Source organism: Streptomyces rimosus subsp. rimosus, from assembly GCF_000720725.1.
GTDB classification, from domain to species: domain Bacteria; phylum Actinomycetota; class Actinomycetes; order Streptomycetales; family Streptomycetaceae; genus Streptomyces; species Streptomyces rimosus_A.
In genome coordinates, this window is sequence record NZ_JOCQ01000078.1 from 22,427 (window position 1) to 39,744 (window position 17,318).

The following is a 17,318-nucleotide window of genomic DNA, read 5'->3' on the forward strand; positions in this document are numbered from 1 at the left end:
GGGGGAAACGGGTGAGGGTCGGCGGGGGTGAGGGCCAGCGGGCGGGGCCGATGGTCCCGCCCTGGCCCCCGTCCCGCCCCGCCCGGCTCAGTCCTGTCCGTACCGCGGGTCCACCGACTCCGGCGCCAGGCCGAGCAGCTCGGCGACCTGCTCGACGACGACCTCGTGGACCAGGAGCGCCCGCTCGTCGCGGTTCTTCGTACGGATCTCGACCGGGCGGCGGTAGACGAGCACCCGGTCCCGCTGGTCACCGTCGGCGGGCAGCAGCCGGCCCAGCGGCACGGTCTCCTCGTCGTCCGGCAGCCCGGCGGCCCCGTCGGGACCGAACCCGGGCACCTCGACCACCAGGAAGTCGACGTCCGCCAGCTGGGGCCAGCGCCGCTCCAGCCGGTCCCGTGAGTCGTAGACCAGGTCGACGAAAGCGTCCGCGCGGCTCACGGAGAGCGGTACCTGGGGCGGCGCGACCGGGCCGCGCATGCCGCGGCCGTGCCGGTCGCGCCGGCGCGGGCGCGGCTCCGCCGGTGCGGGGCTCCGCCCGGCGCCGCCGTCCGGCACGGTGGTCCCGCCGGTGCCGGCCGGGGCAGGGGTCCCCCCGGCGTCGGCCGGAGGAGGTACGGGACTGTCCATCAGAACCGAGCGTAACCGTCCCGGGGCAGGCGGCGCGGGAGAGCGGCGGATCCGGTGCCATGTCGGCGAGTGACCGGTCATAGGCTCGACGCGTCCGTACGCGACCAGGCGTCGGACCGTGAACAGCATGAGGAATGACACGAAATGCACACAGTCGTGACGGGTTTTGACCCCCTGCGCCGTCCGGCGCAGTGCTCCCCGGGTGGGCCGGGCCGAGCGCCCGCAGGTCAGGCGCACCGGACGAACCAGGACGACACGGTCGGGTGAGGTCGTGGAGAGTCATCGCGGCCCGCTCAAGAGTGCGGTACCGTCCAACGTCGTGAGCCCTGTACGTCGCTGTTCGCGCACTGCGTGCGGCCGCCCCGCCGTCGCAACGCTGACGTACGTCTACGCGGATTCGACCGCCGTGCTCGGACCGCTCGCCACCTACGCCGAGCCCCACTGCTACGACCTGTGCGCCGAGCACTCCGAGCGGCTGACCGCGCCGCGCGGCTGGGAGGTCGTGCGCCTGGCCACCGACGCCGGACCGGCCCGCCCCAGCGGCGACGACCTCGAAGCGCTCGCCAACGCGGTGCGCGAGGCCGCCCGGCCCCAGGAGCGCGCCGCGGGCGGCGGCAACGGGCCGCAGGTCTCCGGGCCGAACGGCCGCGACGCCCACCCGATGGAGGTCGCCCGCCGAGGGCACCTGCGGGTACTGCGGTCGCCGGATTCCTGAGGACGGTCGCCGACGCGCGGGCGGACCCGGCTCTTCCGCGCTGACGGCTACGGCTCGCGCGCACCGACGGCCACGGCTCGCCTCCACTTGCGTACGCGGCATTGACGCCGCCTCGGCGCGGACCTCACCATGCCTCCACTCCCGGGTGATCCGCTTCCGTATGGCGGAAGGTGACGGGGGCTGTCCACCGCACCGGGAGGCCGTGTGTTCGTACAGCAACTGGAGCCGGTAGCCGATTCGCCCGCCCTGTCCGCGCTCGTCGCGGCCCTGCCGCTGGCCACCGTCCTCGTCCTGCTCGGCGCCGTACGCATGCGGGCCCACCGCGCGGGGCTCACCGGCCTCGCCATCGCCCTCGCCACCGCCTGCCTCGGCTACGGCATGCCCGCGGGGCAGGCGCTGTCCGCCGCCGCGCAGGGCGCGCTCTTCGGCCTTTTCCCCATCCTGTGGGTCGTCGTCAACGCCCTGTGGATCCACCGCATGACGGTCCGCACCCGGCACTTCGACGTCCTGCGCCGCTCCTTCTCCGGCCTCTCCGCCGACCCCCGCGTCCAGGCCCTGGTCATCGCCTTCTGCTTCGGCGCGCTGCTCGAAGCGCTCGCCGGATTCGGGGCGCCCGTCGCGATCAGCGCGGTGATGCTGGTCGCGCTCGGCTTCACCCCGGTACGGGCCGCCGTCGTCGCGCTCGTCGCCAACACCGCGCCGGTCGCCTTCGGCGCCATGGGCACGCCCGTGGTCACCCTCGCCCAGGTCACCGGCCTGCCGCTGGACGCCGTCGCCCCGGTCGTCGGCCGCCAGACCCCGCTGCTCGCCCTCGTCGTACCGCTGCTGCTGGTGTTCCTGGTCGACGGGCGGCGCGGGCTGCGCGAGACGTGGGTGCCCGCGCTGGCCTGCGGACTGGCCTTCGCCGCCGTGCAGTTCGCGGCGGCCAACTACGTCTCCGCGCAGCTCGCCGACATCGGCGCGGCCCTGGCCGGAGCCGCCGCGCTGGTCGCCGTACCCGGCGCCCGCAGGCCCGCCGCCGAGCCGGTACGGGCCGCCGTGCTGACCGGCGCCCGCAGCGCCGACCTGGACGTACGCGACTCCCGCGCCGACGTCGTACGCGCCTACGCGCCGTACGCCCTCATCGTCGCCGTCTTCTCCCTCGCCCAGATCCCACCCGTCAAGGACCTCCTCGCGCGGGCCACCCGCACCTTCGACTGGCCCTTCCTCAACGTCGCGGGCCCGGACGGCGCACCCGTCGCCGGCAACACCTTCGCGCTGCCGCTGCTCGCCACCGGCGGCACGCTGGTGCTGCTGGCCGGCGCGCTGAGCGCCCCCGTCCTGGGCGTACGGGCCGCCACCGCGGTACGCGAATGGGCCGCGACCGTGCGCGAACTGCGCCTGGCGATCCTCACCGTCACCGCCGTCCTGGCGCTCGCCTACGTCATGAACCTCTCCGGACAGGCCGCCGTCATCGGCCACTTCGTCGCCGCGGCGGGTGCCGGACTGGCCTTCCTCTCGCCCGTGCTCGGCTGGTTCGGCGTCGCCGTCACCGGCTCCGACACCTCCGCCAACGCCCTCTTCGGCGCCCTCCAGGTCACCGCGGCCCGGCAGTCCGGCCTCTCGCCCGTCCTGCTCGCCTCCGCCAACAGCTCCGGCGGCGTCCTCGGCAAGATGATCTCCCCGCAGAACCTGGCCATCGCCTGCGCCGCGGTCGGACTGGCCGGCCGCGAGGGCGACCTGCTGCGCAAGGTGCTGCCGTGGAGTCTGGGACTTTTGCTGGTGATGTGCCTGATCGTGCTGGGGCAGAGCACGGACGTGCTGGGGTGGATGCTGCCGTAGGCCGTGGGAGGGCCGTGGGAGGGCCGTAGACCGTAAGGGGCTGCAGGGGGTACGAGTACGTGCGTACGGGTGCGTGTGTACGAATGCGGGCGTACGGCGCATGACCCGCGGCCCACGGGACACCAGAGGTCCCGGGCGGTCCGGGCCCCGCACGCTCCAGCCTCCCTCCGGTCGCCTACGGGTAGGTTTGGGACCCCGTCATGACATCAGGAGGGCTGGCTGTGACTGATCTGTCGCAGATCGTGAAGGCGTACGACGTGCGCGGTGTGGTCCCCGACCAGTGGGACGAGACGCTGGCCGAGCTGTTCGGGGCGGCCTTCGTCCAGGTGACCGGAGCGGACGCGATCGTGACCGGGCACGACATGCGGCCCTCCTCGCCCGGCCTGTCCCGGGCCTTCGCCCGCGGCGCCGCGGCGCACGGCGCGGACGTGACCGAGATCGGGCTGTGCTCGACCGACCAGCTGTACTACGCCAGCGGCGCGCTGGATCTGCCGGGCGCCATGTTCACCGCCTCGCACAACCCCGCCCAGTACAACGGCATCAAGATGTGCCGTGCGGGCGCGGCGCCGGTCGGCCAGGACACCGGCCTCGCCGAGATCCGCGCGCTGGTCGAGCAGTGGCGCGACGGGGACGGCCCCGAGCCCGCCGCCCGGCCCGGCACCATCACCCAGCGCGACGTCCTCGGCGACTACGCCGACCACCTGCGCAGCCTCGTGGACCTCTCCGGCATCCGCCGCCTGAAGGTCGTGGTGGACGCCGGCAACGGCATGGGCGGCCACACCGTCCCCACCGTCTTCGAGGGGCTGCCCATCGACCTGGACGCCCTGTACTTCGAACTCGACGGCACCTTCCCCAACCACGAGGCCAACCCCCTGGACCCGGCGAACATCACCGACCTCCAGGCCCGCGTCCGCGAGACCGGCGCCGACATCGGCCTGGCCTTCGACGGCGACGCCGACCGCTGCTTCGTCGTGGACGGCAACGGCGACCCGGTCTCCCCGTCCGCGATCACGGCCCTGGTCGCCGCCCGCGAACTGGCCAAGCACCCGGCCGGCACGGTCATCCACAACTGCATCACCTCCTGGTCCGTGCCGGAGGTCGTCAAGGAGTGCGGCGGCACCCCCGTCCGCACCCGCGTCGGCCACTCCTTCATCAAGGGCGAGATGGCCCGGACCGGCGCCATCTTCGGCGGCGAGCACTCCGCGCACTACTACTTCCGCGACTTCTGGAACGCCGACACCGGCATGCTCGCCGCCCTGCACGTCCTGGCGGCACTCGGCGGCCAGGACGGCCCGCTGTCCGAACTGGTCGCCCAGTACGACCGCTACGCCGCCTCCGGCGAGATCAACAGCACCGTGGACGACCAGACCGGCCGCCTCGCCGCGATCAAGGCCGCCTACGAGGGCCGCGAGGGCACCGAACTGGACGAGCTGGACGGCCTGACCGTCACCACCGCCGACTGGTGGTTCAACCTCCGCCCCTCCAACACCGAGCCGCTGCTCCGCCTGAACGTCGAGGCCCGGGACCGGTCGACGGTCGAGCGGGTGCGGGACGAGGTGCTGGGGATCGTACGGGGCTGAGGGGCGCTCCCGTCCTGGGCGTTCTCGGGACGTACTCGCGTACGTACGTGCACGTACGTACGCACGTAATGCGCGTAATGCGCGTAATGCACGTACTTGAACGTTGGACGGCGGCCCGGTGGGCGGGCATTCGAAAACACGCCCGCCCACCGGTCCCCACCTGCGCCGCGTCCCCGACCCCGCCCCGGCGGTACGCTGGCAAGTGCCGTATTCATGCCGAAGGAGAAGCCCCCATGCCGGTCGACGCCAGCCTGATCGAGATCCTCGCCTGCCCGGCGTGCCACGCCCCGCTGGCGGACCGGTCGGACGCCGACCCGGCCGAGCTGCAGTGCACCGGCACCGCATGCGGCCTCGCCTACCCCGTCCGTGACGGCATCCCCGTACTCCTGGTGGACGAGGCCCGGCGCCCCGCCTGACCCGGGCGACTCGGCCGCCCGGACCCCACCCCGCCCGTACCGGCGATCGGAGGCAGCGCACACCATGCTCGACGAGTCCCTCCTGGACGCACCCGAAGCGCTGGCCGGCGCCGACCGCTACGGGCTGCTGCGCGGCGTCGCCGAATCCGGGGCCCGGGTACGCATGGCGGCCCGTAACGCCGCCGAGTCCGGCATCCCCGACCTGCGGCCCGACGGCCGGCCCCGCACCGTCCTCGTGGCGGGCCCGGGCCCGGCCGCCGCCTGCGTCGCCGACCTCTTCGGCGCCCTCGGCGGCGGCAGCTGCCCGGTCACCCTCATCCGGCCCACCGGCGTCGCGGCCCGCACCGGCGCGCTGCGCTGGACCCTGCCCGGCTGGTCCGGCCCGCTGGACCTGCTGCTGATCACCGCCCCGGACGGCACCGACCCGGCCCTGGCGCAGCTGGTCGAGCAGGCCTACCGCCGCGGCTGCTCGATCGTCGCCGTCACCCCCGCGGGCGGCCCGCTCGCCGACGCCGTCGTCCAGGCCCGCGGCCTGACCGTCCCGCTGGCCACCACCCCGTACGACGCCGAGTTCGACGTGGAGGGCGCGCCGCCCGCCGCCCCCGGCACCCTCTGGTCGCTGCTCACCCCGCTGCTCACGCTCGCCGACCGGATCGGCCTGCTCAGCGCGACGCCCGAGGCGCTCGCCCAGCTCGCCGACCGCCTCGACCAGGTCGCCGAACGCTGCGGCCCGGCCATCGAGACCTACTCCAACCCCGCCAAGACGCTCGCCGCCGAACTCGCCGACGCGCTGCCGCTGATCTGGACCGAAGGCCTCGTCGCCGGGGCCGTCGGCCGGCACTTCGCGACCGTACTGGCCGGACTCGCCGGCCGGCCCGCGCTCGCCGGCGAACTGCCCGAGACGATGACCACGCACGGCGCGCTGCTCGCCGGACCGTTCGCGGCCGGCGCCGACCCGGACGACTTCTTCCGCGACCGCGTCGAGCAGCCCACGGCCCTGCACGCCCGCGTCGTCCTGCTGCGCGAGGAGCCCCCCGGCCCGCTCTCCGCCGCGCCCGCCGCCCGCGACCTGGTGCTGGAGCACGACACACCGGTCAGCGAACTGGAACCGGACGACGGCAGCGACCTGGAGAAGGCCGCCGAACTCCTCGCCGTCACGGATTTCGCCGCCGTTTACCTGGGGCTTGCCGGGACCGAGGGATCATGACCGCGGGCGGGTGACCACGGGAACACGGGCCCGGCCCGGTCGGATGGCGGGTACACACGGCCGTCCGCCGGACCTGCGCCCCGCCGCGCGGGAACGTCCCGCCACGCCCGTCCGCCGGACCTGCGCCCCGCCGAGCGGAAACGTCCCGCCACGCCCGTACGGTTCGGAACACGCGAGCAGCCCGCACGAGAAGACGGGCACGAGAAGTCAGGAATCCCGCCACCATGGACCGCCTCACGAACACCGTGCGCCCCTACGCCTGGGGCTCCACCACCGCCATCCCGGAACTCCTCGGCACCGAGCCGACCGGCGAGCCGCAGGCCGAGATGTGGATGGGCGCGCACCCCGGCGCCCCCTCCCGCACCGACCGCGGCGCCGGCCCGGTGTCGCTGGCCGACGTCATAGCCGCCGACCCGGAACGCGAACTGGGCCCCGACGCCGTACGCGCCTTCGGCCCCCGGCTGCCCTTCCTCCTCAAGCTGCTCGCCGCCGGCTCCCCGCTCTCCCTCCAGGTCCACCCCGACCTGGACCAGGCCAAGGAGGGCTACGCGGACGAGGAGCGGCGGGGCGTCCCCCTCGACGCCCCGCACCGCAACTACAAGGACGCCAACCACAAGCCCGAACTCATCTGCGCCCTCACCCCCTTCGAAGGGCTCTGCGGCTTCCGCCACCCGGCCGAGACCGCCGCCCTCCTCGAAGCGCTCGGCGTGGGCGGCCTCAAGCCGTACGCCGACATCCTGCGCGCCGCCCCGGCGGACGCCGCGCTGCGCGAGGTGCTCACCGCCGTACTGAGCGCCGATCAGGCCGAGACCGCCGAGACCGTCGAACAGGCCGCGGCCGCCGCCCGGCGCCTGGCCACCGAGGACGGTCCGTACGCCGACGCCTGCGCCGCGTACGCCGCCATCGCCCACCACTACCCGGGTGACCCCGGCGTGCTCGCCGCCATGCTCCTCAACCACGTACGGCTGCAGCCCGGCGAGGCACTCTTCCTCGGCGCGGGCATCCCGCACGCCTACCTCGGCGGCCTCGGCGTGGAACTGATGGCCAACTCCGACAACGTGCTGCGCTGCGGCCTGACGCCCAAGCACGTGGACGTACCGGAGCTGCTGCGCGTGGTCCGCTTCGAACCCCGCGACGCGGGGGTGCTGCGCCCCGAGGACGCCACGGCGTCGGGCGAGGAGGTCTACGGGACCCCGACCGACGAGTTTCGGCTCTCCCGCTTCGTCCTGGCCCCGGGCGGGGCGCCCCGCACCCTGGACGGCCGCAGCCCGCAGATCCTGCTGTGCACGGCGGGGACGGCGACGTTGCGCTCCGGTACGGACACAGCCATGACGCTCGCCCCGGGCGAATCGGCCTTCGTACGGGCCGGGGAACGCGTGGAACTCACGGGAGAAGGCACCCTCTTCCGGGCAACGCTGGTGGCCTGAACAAGGGCCGCCGGGGCGGGCTGCAACAATGACCCGCCTAAAGGGTTCGTAAAGCCGCCCACGGAGCGGACTCGAAGCAGGCTGCGCACCGCAGCCGTTCGACGGAAGGGAAACGCGCCACCCATGAGTGCATCAGGCGGTACCAAGGCGATCGTCGCGGCGCTGGGCGCCAACCTGGCCATCGCGGCGGCGAAGTTCGTGGCCTTCGCCTTCAGCGGATCGTCCTCGATGCTGGCCGAAGGCGTCCACTCCATCGCCGACTCCGGCAACCAGGGACTGCTGCTGCTCGGTGGCAAGAAGGCCAAGCGCGCCGCCACCGAGGAGCACCCCTTCGGCTACGGCCGCGAGCGCTACATCTACGGCTTCCTCGTCTCCATCGTCCTGTTCACCATCGGCGGCGTCTTCGCCCTGTACGAGGGCTACGAGAAGATCCACGACCCGCACGAGCTGGAGCACTGGTACTGGCCGGTCGGCGTCCTGGTCTTCGCGATCATCGCCGAGGGCTTCTCCTTCCGTACGGCCATCAAGGAGTCCAACGAGCTGCGCGGCAAGCAGAGCTGGGCCCAGTTCATCCGCCGCGCCAAGGCACCCGAACTCCCCGTCGTCCTCCTGGAGGACTTCGGCGCCCTGATCGGCCTGGTGCTCGCCCTCGCCGGCGTCGGCCTCACCCTCGCCACCGGCAACGGCGTCTGGGACGGCATCGGCACCATGTGCATCGGCGCCCTGCTCGTCCTGATCGCCCTGGTCCTCGCCGCCGAGACCAAGTCGCTGCTGCTCGGCGAGGCGGCCGGTCCCGAGCAGGTCGCCAAGATCCGCGCGGCCGTGGCCGACGGCGACACCGTCACCCGCGTCATCCACATGCGCACCCTCCACCTCGGCCCGGAGGAACTCCTCGTCGCCGCCAAGATCGCGGTCCAGCACGACGACACGGCGAAGGAGGTCGCGGACGCCATCAACGCCGCCGAGGAACGCATCCGCGCGGCCGTCCCGATCGCCCGCGTGATCTACCTGGAACCGGACATCTACCGCGAGTCCGCGGCTGCTGCGGGCAGCGATCCGGGGAAGACGCCCGGGGGGATCTGACGGGGGAGCTGAAGAGGGAGCTGAAGGGGCTCAGGCCGTACGTTTCCGTACGTTTCCGTACGGGTTCGTACGGGCCTCCTCTTGTACGCGGGAGGGCCCTGCATCCGGTGTGGTGCAGGGCCCTCCGGCTCTCCATCGGCTACCTGGCTTGAGCTACCTGGCTTGGGCTATCCGACTTCGCTCAGCACCCGGAGGATCGCCGCTTCGTCCGGCGCGCCTTGCAGCCGGGCCCGGAAGTCCGCGTCCATCAGCTTGCGCGACAGCAGGGCCAGGATGCGCAGGTGCTCGTCGCCCGCGGCGGCTTCCGGCACCGAGATCATGAACACCAGCTTGGCGCGCGTACCGTCCATCGAGTCCCAGTCGATGCCCTCCTCGGAACGCGCGAAGCCGACGACCGGCGCGGTCACCGCGTCCGTCTTGGCGTGCGGGATGGCGATCTCCTCGCCGAGGCCGGTGGTGCCCTGCGCCTCGCGCGCGAGCGCCACCCGCACCAGTTCGTCCACGTCCGCCACCTTGCCGGTACGGGCCGCCAACTCCGCCATCTCCCGAATCGCGGCCTCCTTGCCGTCGGCGTCCAGTCGGACCTTCACGGTCTGATGGGTGAGGTAGCCGGATAGCACCTTGTCGGCGGGGGCGGGGGCGGGGGCGGCGCCGTCGGCGTCGGCGTCGGCATTTGGGGCGGTGTCCGTGCTGGTGCCCGTGTCGGTGTCGGGGATGGTGGTGGCTCCGATAGCTCCGGCTGCCTCGGCCGCGCCGGTGGATTGGGTCGGTTGGGCTGGTTGGGATGATTGGGCTGGTTGGGTCGGTTGGGCCGCGCCGGCCGCGCCAACCCCGGCGAGCACCGGTTCGGGTGCCACGGCCGGGACCCCTCCTCCGGCCGGGTCCCCTCCCTCGGCCGGGACCTCTCCCGCAGCCTGCCCCGCCCCCTGTCCCGCCGCTTGCCCATCCGTCTGACCACCCGCTTGGCCATCCATCTGGCTCGTCCCGTGATCGGCGGCCGCCCGCTCCTTCTTACGGTCCGATACGTTCACCAGCGCCACCGTCGCCAGCGCCGTCACCACCGAGCCGATCGCCACGGCCACGAAGAACATCGGCACCCCGCCGACCGCGCCCAGCACCGCCACGATCGGACCGCCGTGCGGCACCGCGTCCGTCACCCCGGCCATGCCCGCGACGGCACCGGCCACCGCGCCGCCCAGCATGTTCGCCGGGATGACCTGCGCGGGCCGCGCCGCCGCGAACGGGATCGCGCCCTCCGATATACCGAACAGGCCCATGAACAGCGATGCCATACCGGTCTCCCGCTCCTGCTCGGAGTACAAACGCCGGCGGATCAGCGTGGCCAGCCCCTGGCCGAGCGGCATCACCGGGATCGCGGCGGCGCACATGCCCATGACGGTCTGGTTGCCGGTCGCGATCAGCCCCGTACCGAAGAGGAACGCCGTCTTGTTGACCGGCCCGCCCATGTCGAACGCGATCATCAGGCCCAGGACCGCGCCGAGCACGATCGCGCTGGTGCCCGTCATCCCGCTGAGCCAGTCCGTCAGATGCGTGAAGACCCACGAGATCGGTTTTCCGAGGACGTAGATGAAGAACAGCCCGAGCACCGCCGTCGCGACGATCGGGATCACGATGATCGGCATGATCGGCCGGACGAACCGCGGCACCCGGACCTTCTTGATCCACATCACCAGGTACCCGGCCAGGAAGCCGGTCACGATCGCCCCGATGAACCCGGCGCCCGCCTCGGAGCCGTACAGCTCGCCGGTATTGGCTATCCAGCCGCCGATCATGCCCGGCACCAGCGCGGGCCGGTCCCCGATCGCGTACGCGATGTAGCCGGACAGGACCGGCACCATGAGCTTGAAGCCGATGGTGCCGATGTCGTTGACGTGTGCCCAGAACGTGCCTTCCGGGATCACCAGCCCCTTCTCCGTCGGATGCCCGCCGACCGCCAGCGACAGCGCCAGCAGCAGCCCGCCGACCACGACGAACGGGATCATGTAACTGACACCGTTCATCAGCGCCTTGTACGTCAGGCTCCGCTCCTTGCCCCGCCCGGCAGCACCGGCCGAACCGGCCCTCCCGGAACCGCCCCGCCCAAAACCGCCCCGCCCAAAACCGCCCCGCCCGGAATCGCCCCGGCCAGTACCGGCCCCACCCGAACCGGCAGCAGCCGCACCTCCGGCACCGGAACCGCTACCGGAACCGCCCGCGCCGCCCGAGTGCGCGTCCCTACCTCCGTCCCTGCCTCTGTTCCCGCTTCCGTCCCTGCCTCCATCTCTGCCTCCGCTCCCGCCTCCGTCCCCGCCTCCGTCTTCGCGTCGCTCCCCATCCGCGCCGTACACCGGCGCGCTCCGTACCCGCTCGATCAGCTCCTCGGGATGGCGGATGCCCTCGGCCACGCCCACCACCAGCAGCCTTTTGCCGACGAAGCGCGCCGGGTCGACGTCCTTGTCCGCCGCGATGATGATCCCGTCGGCGTCTCTGACATCGTTGTCAGACAGGACGTTCTCCGCGCCGATCGACCCTTGCGTCTCCACCTTCATCGCATGGCCGAGCGACTCGGCGGCCTGGGTCAGTTTCTCGGCGGCCATGTACGTGTGGGCTATGCCGGTGGGGCAGGCGGTCACTGCGAGCAGCTTCAGCCCTCGCCCGCCCGTCCCCGCGCCTTCGCGGGGATCGGCTGGACTGGTGGTCACGTGGTTCTCCTAACGGACGTGCGCGCGGGGTGACGTGCGAGTGTTCCCGCGCTTTCCGCATCCTGCAATACGAAGGGGCGGGTGCAAAGTGCCCAAGGCCACTCCGGGCGCGGCCGGTGCCCCGCGACCTGCACGCCCGCGCCGACCGGCGGTCCGCGCGCCCGTCCGCCCGCGGACGAAGTCCTCAGGCGGGCTGGGGTTCCCCGGGGCGATCGGTGTAGATTCGTGACCAGTGCCAGACGTCGCTGCTGATGGCGGTCGGGCGGTCCGTCCCGCGGGCCGGCCGAGGGAGAGAGGGCCTCCGACGGACTGCGCTGCGGCCAGGGGAGAGGTGTGTCCGCCCACGCGGTACCGCCCGTACGACGTGCACGGCCCGTACGGCATGCGGTATCGCCGGTACGACCAGGGGCGCTGCCCGTACGGCACGCCGCCTCGGACGGTGTGCCGCGTACGCGGTACGTCCGCCCGCGCGAAGCGCCGGGCGGTAACGTCCCCACCTGCCCGCGCCGCAGACTGCCAGCCGACCACCCTCGACCACGGGAGCAACCCGAATGTCGACCGCAGCCAACAGCCAGGACTTCAAGGTCGCCGACCTGTCCCTCGCCGCCTTCGGCCGCAAGGAGATCACCCTCGCCGAGCACGAGATGCCCGGCCTGATGGCGATCCGCAAGGAGTACGCCGCCGCCCAGCCGCTGGCCGGCGCCCGCGTCACCGGCTCGCTGCACATGACCGTGCAGACCGCCGTCCTGATCGAGACCCTCACCGCGCTCGGCGCCGAGGTCCGCTGGGCCTCCTGCAACATCTTCTCCACCCAGGACCACGCCGCGGCCGCCATCGCGGTGGGCCCGAACGGCACCCCCGAGAACCCCCGGGGCGTCCCGGTCTTCGCCTGGAAGGGCGAGACGCTCGAAGAGTACTGGTGGTGCACGGAGCAGGCGCTGACCTGGCCGAACTCGCCCACCGGCGGCCCGAACATGATCCTGGACGACGGCGGCGACGCCACGCTCCTGGTCCACAAGGGCGTCGAGTACGAGAAGGACGGCAAGGCCCCCGCCGTCGAGACCGCGGAGAACGACGAGCACCGCGCGATCCTGGAGCTCCTCAACCGCACCCTCGCCGAGAACCCGCAGAAGTGGACCAAGCTGGCGTCGGAGATCCGCGGCGTCACCGAGGAGACCACCACCGGCGTGCACCGCCTGTACGAGATGCAGCGCGACGGCGTGCTGCTCTTCCCGGCGATCAACGTGAACGACGCCGTGACCAAGTCGAAGTTCGACAACAAGTACGGCTGCCGCCACTCCCTGATCGACGGCATCAACCGCGCCACCGACACCCTCATCGGCGGCAAGACCGCCGTGGTCTGCGGCTACGGCGACGTCGGCAAGGGCTGCGCCGAGTCGCTGCGCGGCCAGGGCGCCCGCGTCATCATCACCGAGATCGACCCGATCTGCGCCCTCCAGGCCGCCATGGACGGCTACCAGGTCACCACCCTGGACGAGGTCGTCGAGACCGCCGACATCTTCGTCACCACGACGGGCAACAAGGACATCATCATGGCCTCCGACATGGCCAAGATGAAGCACCAGGCGATCGTCGGCAACATCGGCCACTTCGACAACGAGATCGACATGGCCGGCCTCGCCGCCATCGACGGCATCGTCAAGGACGAGGTCAAGCCGCAGGTCCACACCTGGACCTTCCCCGACGGCAAGGTCCTGATCGTGCTGTCCGAGGGCCGCCTGCTCAACCTCGGCAACGCGACCGGTCACCCCTCCTTCGTGATGTCCAACTCCTTCGCGGACCAGACCCTGGCCCAGATCGAGCTGTTCACCAAGCCGGCGGAGTACCCGACCGACGTCTACGTCCTGCCCAAGCACCTGGACGAGAAGGTCGCCCGCCTCCACCTCGACGCCCTCGGCGTCAAGCTCACGACCCTGCGCCCCGAGCAGGCCGCCTACATCGGCGTCACCGTCGAGGGCCCGTACAAGTCCGACCACTACCGCTACTGATCCCCGCGCACCCGGTGCCCGGCCCGCCACCGCGCACGCCGGGCACCACCACCGGCAGCCGGTGATCCAGGCCCCCGCCCAGCACCACGGCGGGGGCCTGACCCGTACCACCGGACCCGACCAAGGACCCCCATGCCCCGCGGCCGTTACTCCCTGCACGACCCGCACGACCACACCCCCCTCGGCGAAGAACACTTCCACTGCGCCACCGGCCCCTCCGGCTGGCGTTACGTCTCCCAGCTCACCACCCCCTCCGGAGACCCCGCGGGCTCCGTCGACCTCACCCTCGACGACCTCGGCCGCCCCATCCGCCTCGAACTCCACGCCGGCGGCTGGCAGGTACGCGGCGCCGCCCTGGAAGGCGTCACCTGGGTCCGTACCGACCCGACCGGCGCTCACGCCACCGAAGGCAACGTCCCCGCCCATGCCTTCACCGGCGCGTCCCCCGCCTTCCTCGTCGCCACCGCCCGGCTGCTGCGCCCCGCCCCCGGCGCCGGAGCCGTCCGCACCCGCCTCGTGGCCTTCACACCCCCTGTCCTCGCACCCCGCACCCTCGACCAGTCCTGGGCCTTGGTGACCAGGACAGCACACCCCACTGACAACGGCCCGCTGACGGCGGACGAATACCAGGTCAACGACCTGGAGACCGGCGAACAGCACGCCGTGCACATCGCCGGCGACGTCGTCCTGGCCGCCCCCGGCATCGAACTCGAAGACCTCGAAACCCCGCCGTCGGCCTTCCCCTGACCGACCGCCGCGCCGGACGCCGCCACCGGTCGGCTGCGCCCCTCAGGCGGGTGGCGCGAAGCCCGCGCGCCGCCCGGCGCCGCCTGCTGAGTCGGCCTCGGGACGGGAGCTTTCGGGATGAGCCTCGGCTCCGGCGCCGACCTCGTTCCCACCCGCCGCGGGGGTCGAGGCGGTCGCCTCAACAGCCCCGGTCACCGCTGCCGCCCCAGTCACTTCGGTCGCCCCGGCCGCCCCGGTGGCCCAGCTGCCGCCCTGCCCGGCCGCAACCCCGGCCTGCCCCCCGGCCCCGTACGCCGACCCAGCTCCGTTCGCACCACCCCCGTAAGCACCACTACTGGGCGCACCACCACCGGACGCCCCGCCTCCGTACACATGCCCCCCATGCGCACCGCTCTCAGGCGTACCTCCGTACCCGCCGCCTGCGTACGCGCCACCTGCGTACGCGCCACCTGCGTACGCGCCACCTGCGTACGCGCCACCTGCGTACGCCTCGCCTCCGTAGCCGTCGCCCCCGGTCTGGCCCCCAGCATGGGCCCCGCCCCAGGCAGCCCCAGTCGCCACCGCCCCCGGAGCCCCCAGCGGCGCCCCGAACGCCCGCTGCGCCTCCCGTGCCTGCCGCTCACCCGCCACCGCGGCCAGATACACCGCCGGATGCATGCCCGCGGGCACCGACGCCCCCGTCCAGCCACTCAGATCCCCGGTCAGCCGAGCCGCCATCGCGCCCCCGACCTGCGGATCGAGCTGGGGTATTCGGGTCAGGAACTGGCGAACCGTCAGCCACCAGCCGTCCGGCACCCGCGACAGGTCCAGCGCGCCGAGTTCCGCCGCCAGCCAGGGCGGCGGGGGCGGCAGCACCGGCATTCCGCGGGGGGTGGGTATCCGTTCCCGTACGACCACGGTGCCCGCGAAGACGTCTCCGAGCCGCCGGCCGCGCGCCGAGACGAGCGAGGCTATGCAGGCCACCACGCCCATCGTCAGGACGATCTCGATGGTCCCCATCGCCCCCCGCACCAGCGCGTGCCGGAACCGGACCGGCCCGCCGTCCTCGCGCACCACCCGCAGCCCGCACGCCAGCTTCCCCAGCGAACGGCCACGGCTCAGCGTCTCCACGATGATCGGCACTCCGACCAGCACCAGCACGAACAGCGCCACCGACACGGCGGCCCGCGCCGCGTCGTCCATCGACGCCGTGGCGCTCAGCATCACCACCGACAGCAGGACGTAGGCACTCCAGGTCACCGCCAGATCGACGAGAACCGCCAGCGCCCGGCTCGGCAGCCGGGCCGGCCGGAGTCCCAACACCACCGCTTCGCCCGTCACGAGCTCGTTCACGCGCGCCGTCCTTCCCTGCCCCAATCCGTGCCGGTCCGTCCCCGAACCGACGCCCGCCCCACGGCCGACGCGCCCAGTCTGCCAAGCTGACGGCACAGTCACCTCACGGCGCTGCCAGGAGCGGAACCCCATGGACCTCGATGTCTTCGTCACGGCCCACCGAGCGGAATGGGACCGCCTCGAAGAACTGCTGCGCCGCAAACGCCGCCTCACCGGCGCCGAGGCCGACGAGCTGGTCACCCTTTACCAGCGCACCACAACCCATCTCTCCCTCCTCCAGACCAGCGCCCCGGATCCCGCCCTCACGGGGCGCCTCACCTCACTCGTGGCCCGCGCCCGCAGTACGGTGACCGGCGCGCGCAAGGCGTCCTGGCGCGACGTGGCCCGTTTCTTCACCGTCTCCTTCCCGGCCGCGGTCTACCGGCTGCGCCACTGGTGGATACCGACGGCCCTCCTGTCCACCGCCGTCGGCGCCCTCATCGCCTGGTGGGTCTCCACCCACCCCGAGGTCCAGGCCGCCATCGGTGCCCCCGAAGACCTCCGCGCCATGACCCGGCCGGGCGGTGAGTACGAGACGTACTACTCAAGCCACCCCGCTGCTTCCTTCGCCGCTCAGGTCTGGACGAACAACGCGCAAGCCGTGGCCCTGTGCCTGGTCCTGGGCGCCTTCCTCGGCCTGCCCGTCTTCTGGGTGCTCTTCCAGAACATGCTCAACCTGGGCATCGGCCTGGGCCTGATGTCCTCGGCCGGCCGCCTCGACACCTTCCTGGGCCTGCTCCTCCCGCACGGCCTCCTGGAACTCACCGCCGTTTTCGTCGCTGCCGGAGTGGGTCTGCGCCTCGGCTGGACGGTCATCGACCCAGGCCCGCGAACCCGCCGCACCGCCCTCGCCCAAGAAGGGCGCACCGCGCTCGGCGTAGCCGTCGGCCTTGCCGCCGTGCTGTTCGTGTCGGGCGCCCTCGAAGGTTTCGTCACCCCGTCCGGCCTGCCCACCTGGGCCCGCATCTCCATCGGCGTCGTCGCCGAGCTGGCCTTTCTCGTGTACGTGTACGTACTCGGCGGCCGCGCCGTCCGCGCCGGGGAAACGGGCGACGTCGACGCGTCGGACCGTGACGCGGTCCTCCCGATGGCCGCCTGATGTGCGTACAGCCCCGCTGACCTGCTAATCTCCTGATCACCCCAAGAAACCCGTTGACACGGGAGAGGCGGGGAGGTAGATTCGAACGGTTGCCACGGACTAGACATGTTCGAGCGCAACGGTTAGTCTCTCGTCTGCTTCAGTCGGAACTCCGATTCCGCGAAGCACCGCCGAATCCTTATCCGGAAAACGCGCACCGATTCAAGTCGGTGAAACGCTCCTGATAAAGTCGGACCAGCCGAAAGGCAAACCCCTCCGACGGGTAATCGGATACGGATTCAGTCTGGAAACGGACTGCGAATCGGATCTGATAAAGTCGGAGAGGCCGGAAAGCGAAAGCCGGACGGCCGTCCCGCTCCAGCAGGGAGCCGGAAACGGAAAGCGGAAACGCCGAACGGATCTGGTAAGGTTGGAGCCGCGAAGAAGCCGAAAGGCCGAAACGCACCGGCGGAAATCAGGACCGCGAGGATCTGATAGAGTCGGAAACGCAAGACCGAAGGGAAGCGCCCGGAGG

General features: G+C 72.4%; 13 protein-coding genes and 1 pseudogene. 10 read left to right on the top strand and 4 right to left on the bottom strand.

The window, feature by feature from the left end; genetic code table 11:
- Nucleotides 1-87: 87 nt before the first annotated feature.
- Entirely contained in the window at nucleotides 88-627 is a 540-nt protein-coding gene (locus tag IH45_RS0131020; protein WP_234440741.1) for a metallopeptidase family protein, read from the bottom strand.
- A 271-nt stretch (nucleotides 628-898) separates the two neighbouring features.
- Here IH45_RS0131020 and IH45_RS0131025 point away from each other — a divergent pair, with 271 nt between their 5' ends.
- The 7 genes from IH45_RS0131025 to IH45_RS0131055 all read left to right on the top strand — a co-directional run bounded on the left by IH45_RS0131025 (nucleotide 899) and on the right by IH45_RS0131055 (nucleotide 8,876).
- Nucleotides 899-1,342: a DUF3499 domain-containing protein gene (locus IH45_RS0131025; RefSeq protein ID WP_078897859.1), complete on the top strand. Its 444-nt coding sequence runs from the start codon at nucleotides 899-901 to the stop codon at nucleotides 1,340-1,342.
- 204 nt (nucleotides 1,343-1,546) lie between these two features.
- Nucleotides 1,547-3,163: an L-lactate permease gene (locus IH45_RS0131030; protein ID WP_030676076.1), complete on the top strand. Its 1,617-nt coding sequence runs from the start codon at nucleotides 1,547-1,549 to the stop codon at nucleotides 3,161-3,163.
- Nucleotides 3,164-3,384: 221 nt separating this feature from the next.
- Complete coding sequence (locus tag IH45_RS0131035) at nucleotides 3,385-4,743, top strand: phosphomannomutase/phosphoglucomutase (RefSeq protein ID WP_030676079.1); 1,359 nt, start codon at nucleotides 3,385-3,387, stop codon at nucleotides 4,741-4,743.
- Between the two features lie 233 nt (nucleotides 4,744-4,976).
- Nucleotides 4,977-5,159 carry a Trm112 family protein gene (locus tag IH45_RS0131040; RefSeq protein WP_003985907.1) on the top strand — a complete coding sequence of 61 codons (183 nt, stop codon included), beginning with the start codon at nucleotides 4,977-4,979 and terminating at the stop codon, nucleotides 5,157-5,159.
- Nucleotides 5,160-5,223: 64 nt separating this feature from the next.
- Nucleotides 5,224-6,366: an SIS domain-containing protein gene (locus tag IH45_RS0131045; protein WP_030676082.1), complete on the top strand. Its 1,143-nt coding sequence runs from the start codon at nucleotides 5,224-5,226 to the stop codon at nucleotides 6,364-6,366.
- A gap of 224 nt (nucleotides 6,367-6,590) precedes the next feature.
- Nucleotides 6,591-7,793 carry a mannose-6-phosphate isomerase, class I gene (manA, locus tag IH45_RS0131050; protein ID WP_030676086.1) on the top strand — a complete coding sequence of 401 codons (1,203 nt, stop codon included), beginning with the start codon at nucleotides 6,591-6,593 and terminating at the stop codon, nucleotides 7,791-7,793.
- 123 nt (nucleotides 7,794-7,916) lie between these two features.
- Nucleotides 7,917-8,876, top strand: a complete 960-nt coding sequence (locus IH45_RS0131055; RefSeq protein ID WP_030676089.1) for a cation diffusion facilitator family transporter — start codon at nucleotides 7,917-7,919, stop codon at nucleotides 8,874-8,876.
- Between the two features lie 167 nt (nucleotides 8,877-9,043).
- On the opposite strand, the gene IH45_RS01000000144280 is transcribed toward IH45_RS0131055, so the two are convergent.
- On the bottom strand, nucleotides 9,044-11,473 hold the full coding sequence (locus tag IH45_RS01000000144280; protein ID WP_394298721.1) for a fructose-specific PTS transporter subunit EIIC: 2,430 nt from the start codon (nucleotides 11,471-11,473) through the stop codon (nucleotides 9,044-9,046).
- Between the two features lie 656 nt (nucleotides 11,474-12,129).
- Between IH45_RS01000000144280 and ahcY the strand changes: the two genes are divergently transcribed.
- Together ahcY and IH45_RS0131070 are read left to right on the top strand one after the other, a co-directional pair.
- Complete coding sequence (gene ahcY / locus IH45_RS0131065; RefSeq protein ID WP_030676096.1) at nucleotides 12,130-13,587, top strand: adenosylhomocysteinase; 1,458 nt, start codon at nucleotides 12,130-12,132, stop codon at nucleotides 13,585-13,587.
- Nucleotides 13,588-13,719: 132 nt separating this feature from the next.
- A complete protein-coding gene (locus IH45_RS0131070; protein WP_030676099.1) occupies nucleotides 13,720-14,334 on the top strand; it encodes a hypothetical protein in 615 nt (204 codons plus the stop codon).
- A 522-nt stretch (nucleotides 14,335-14,856) separates the two neighbouring features.
- Here IH45_RS0131070 and IH45_RS1000000148190 read toward each other — a convergent pair.
- Nucleotides 14,857-15,666: pseudogene (locus tag IH45_RS1000000148190) on the bottom strand (RDD family protein); the annotation flags it as partial.
- 130 nt (nucleotides 15,667-15,796) lie between these two features.
- On the opposite strand from IH45_RS1000000148190, the gene IH45_RS0131080 reads away from it, so the two are divergent.
- A complete protein-coding gene (locus IH45_RS0131080) occupies nucleotides 15,797-16,804 on the top strand; it encodes a stage II sporulation protein M (RefSeq protein ID WP_030676105.1) in 1,008 nt (335 codons plus the stop codon).
- Between the two features lie 278 nt (nucleotides 16,805-17,082).
- On the opposite strand, the gene IH45_RS1000000150245 is transcribed toward IH45_RS0131080, so the two are convergent.
- Nucleotides 17,083-17,318 (bottom strand): hypothetical protein (locus IH45_RS1000000150245; protein ID WP_234440742.1); only part of this gene is annotated, 236 nt, incomplete at its 5' end.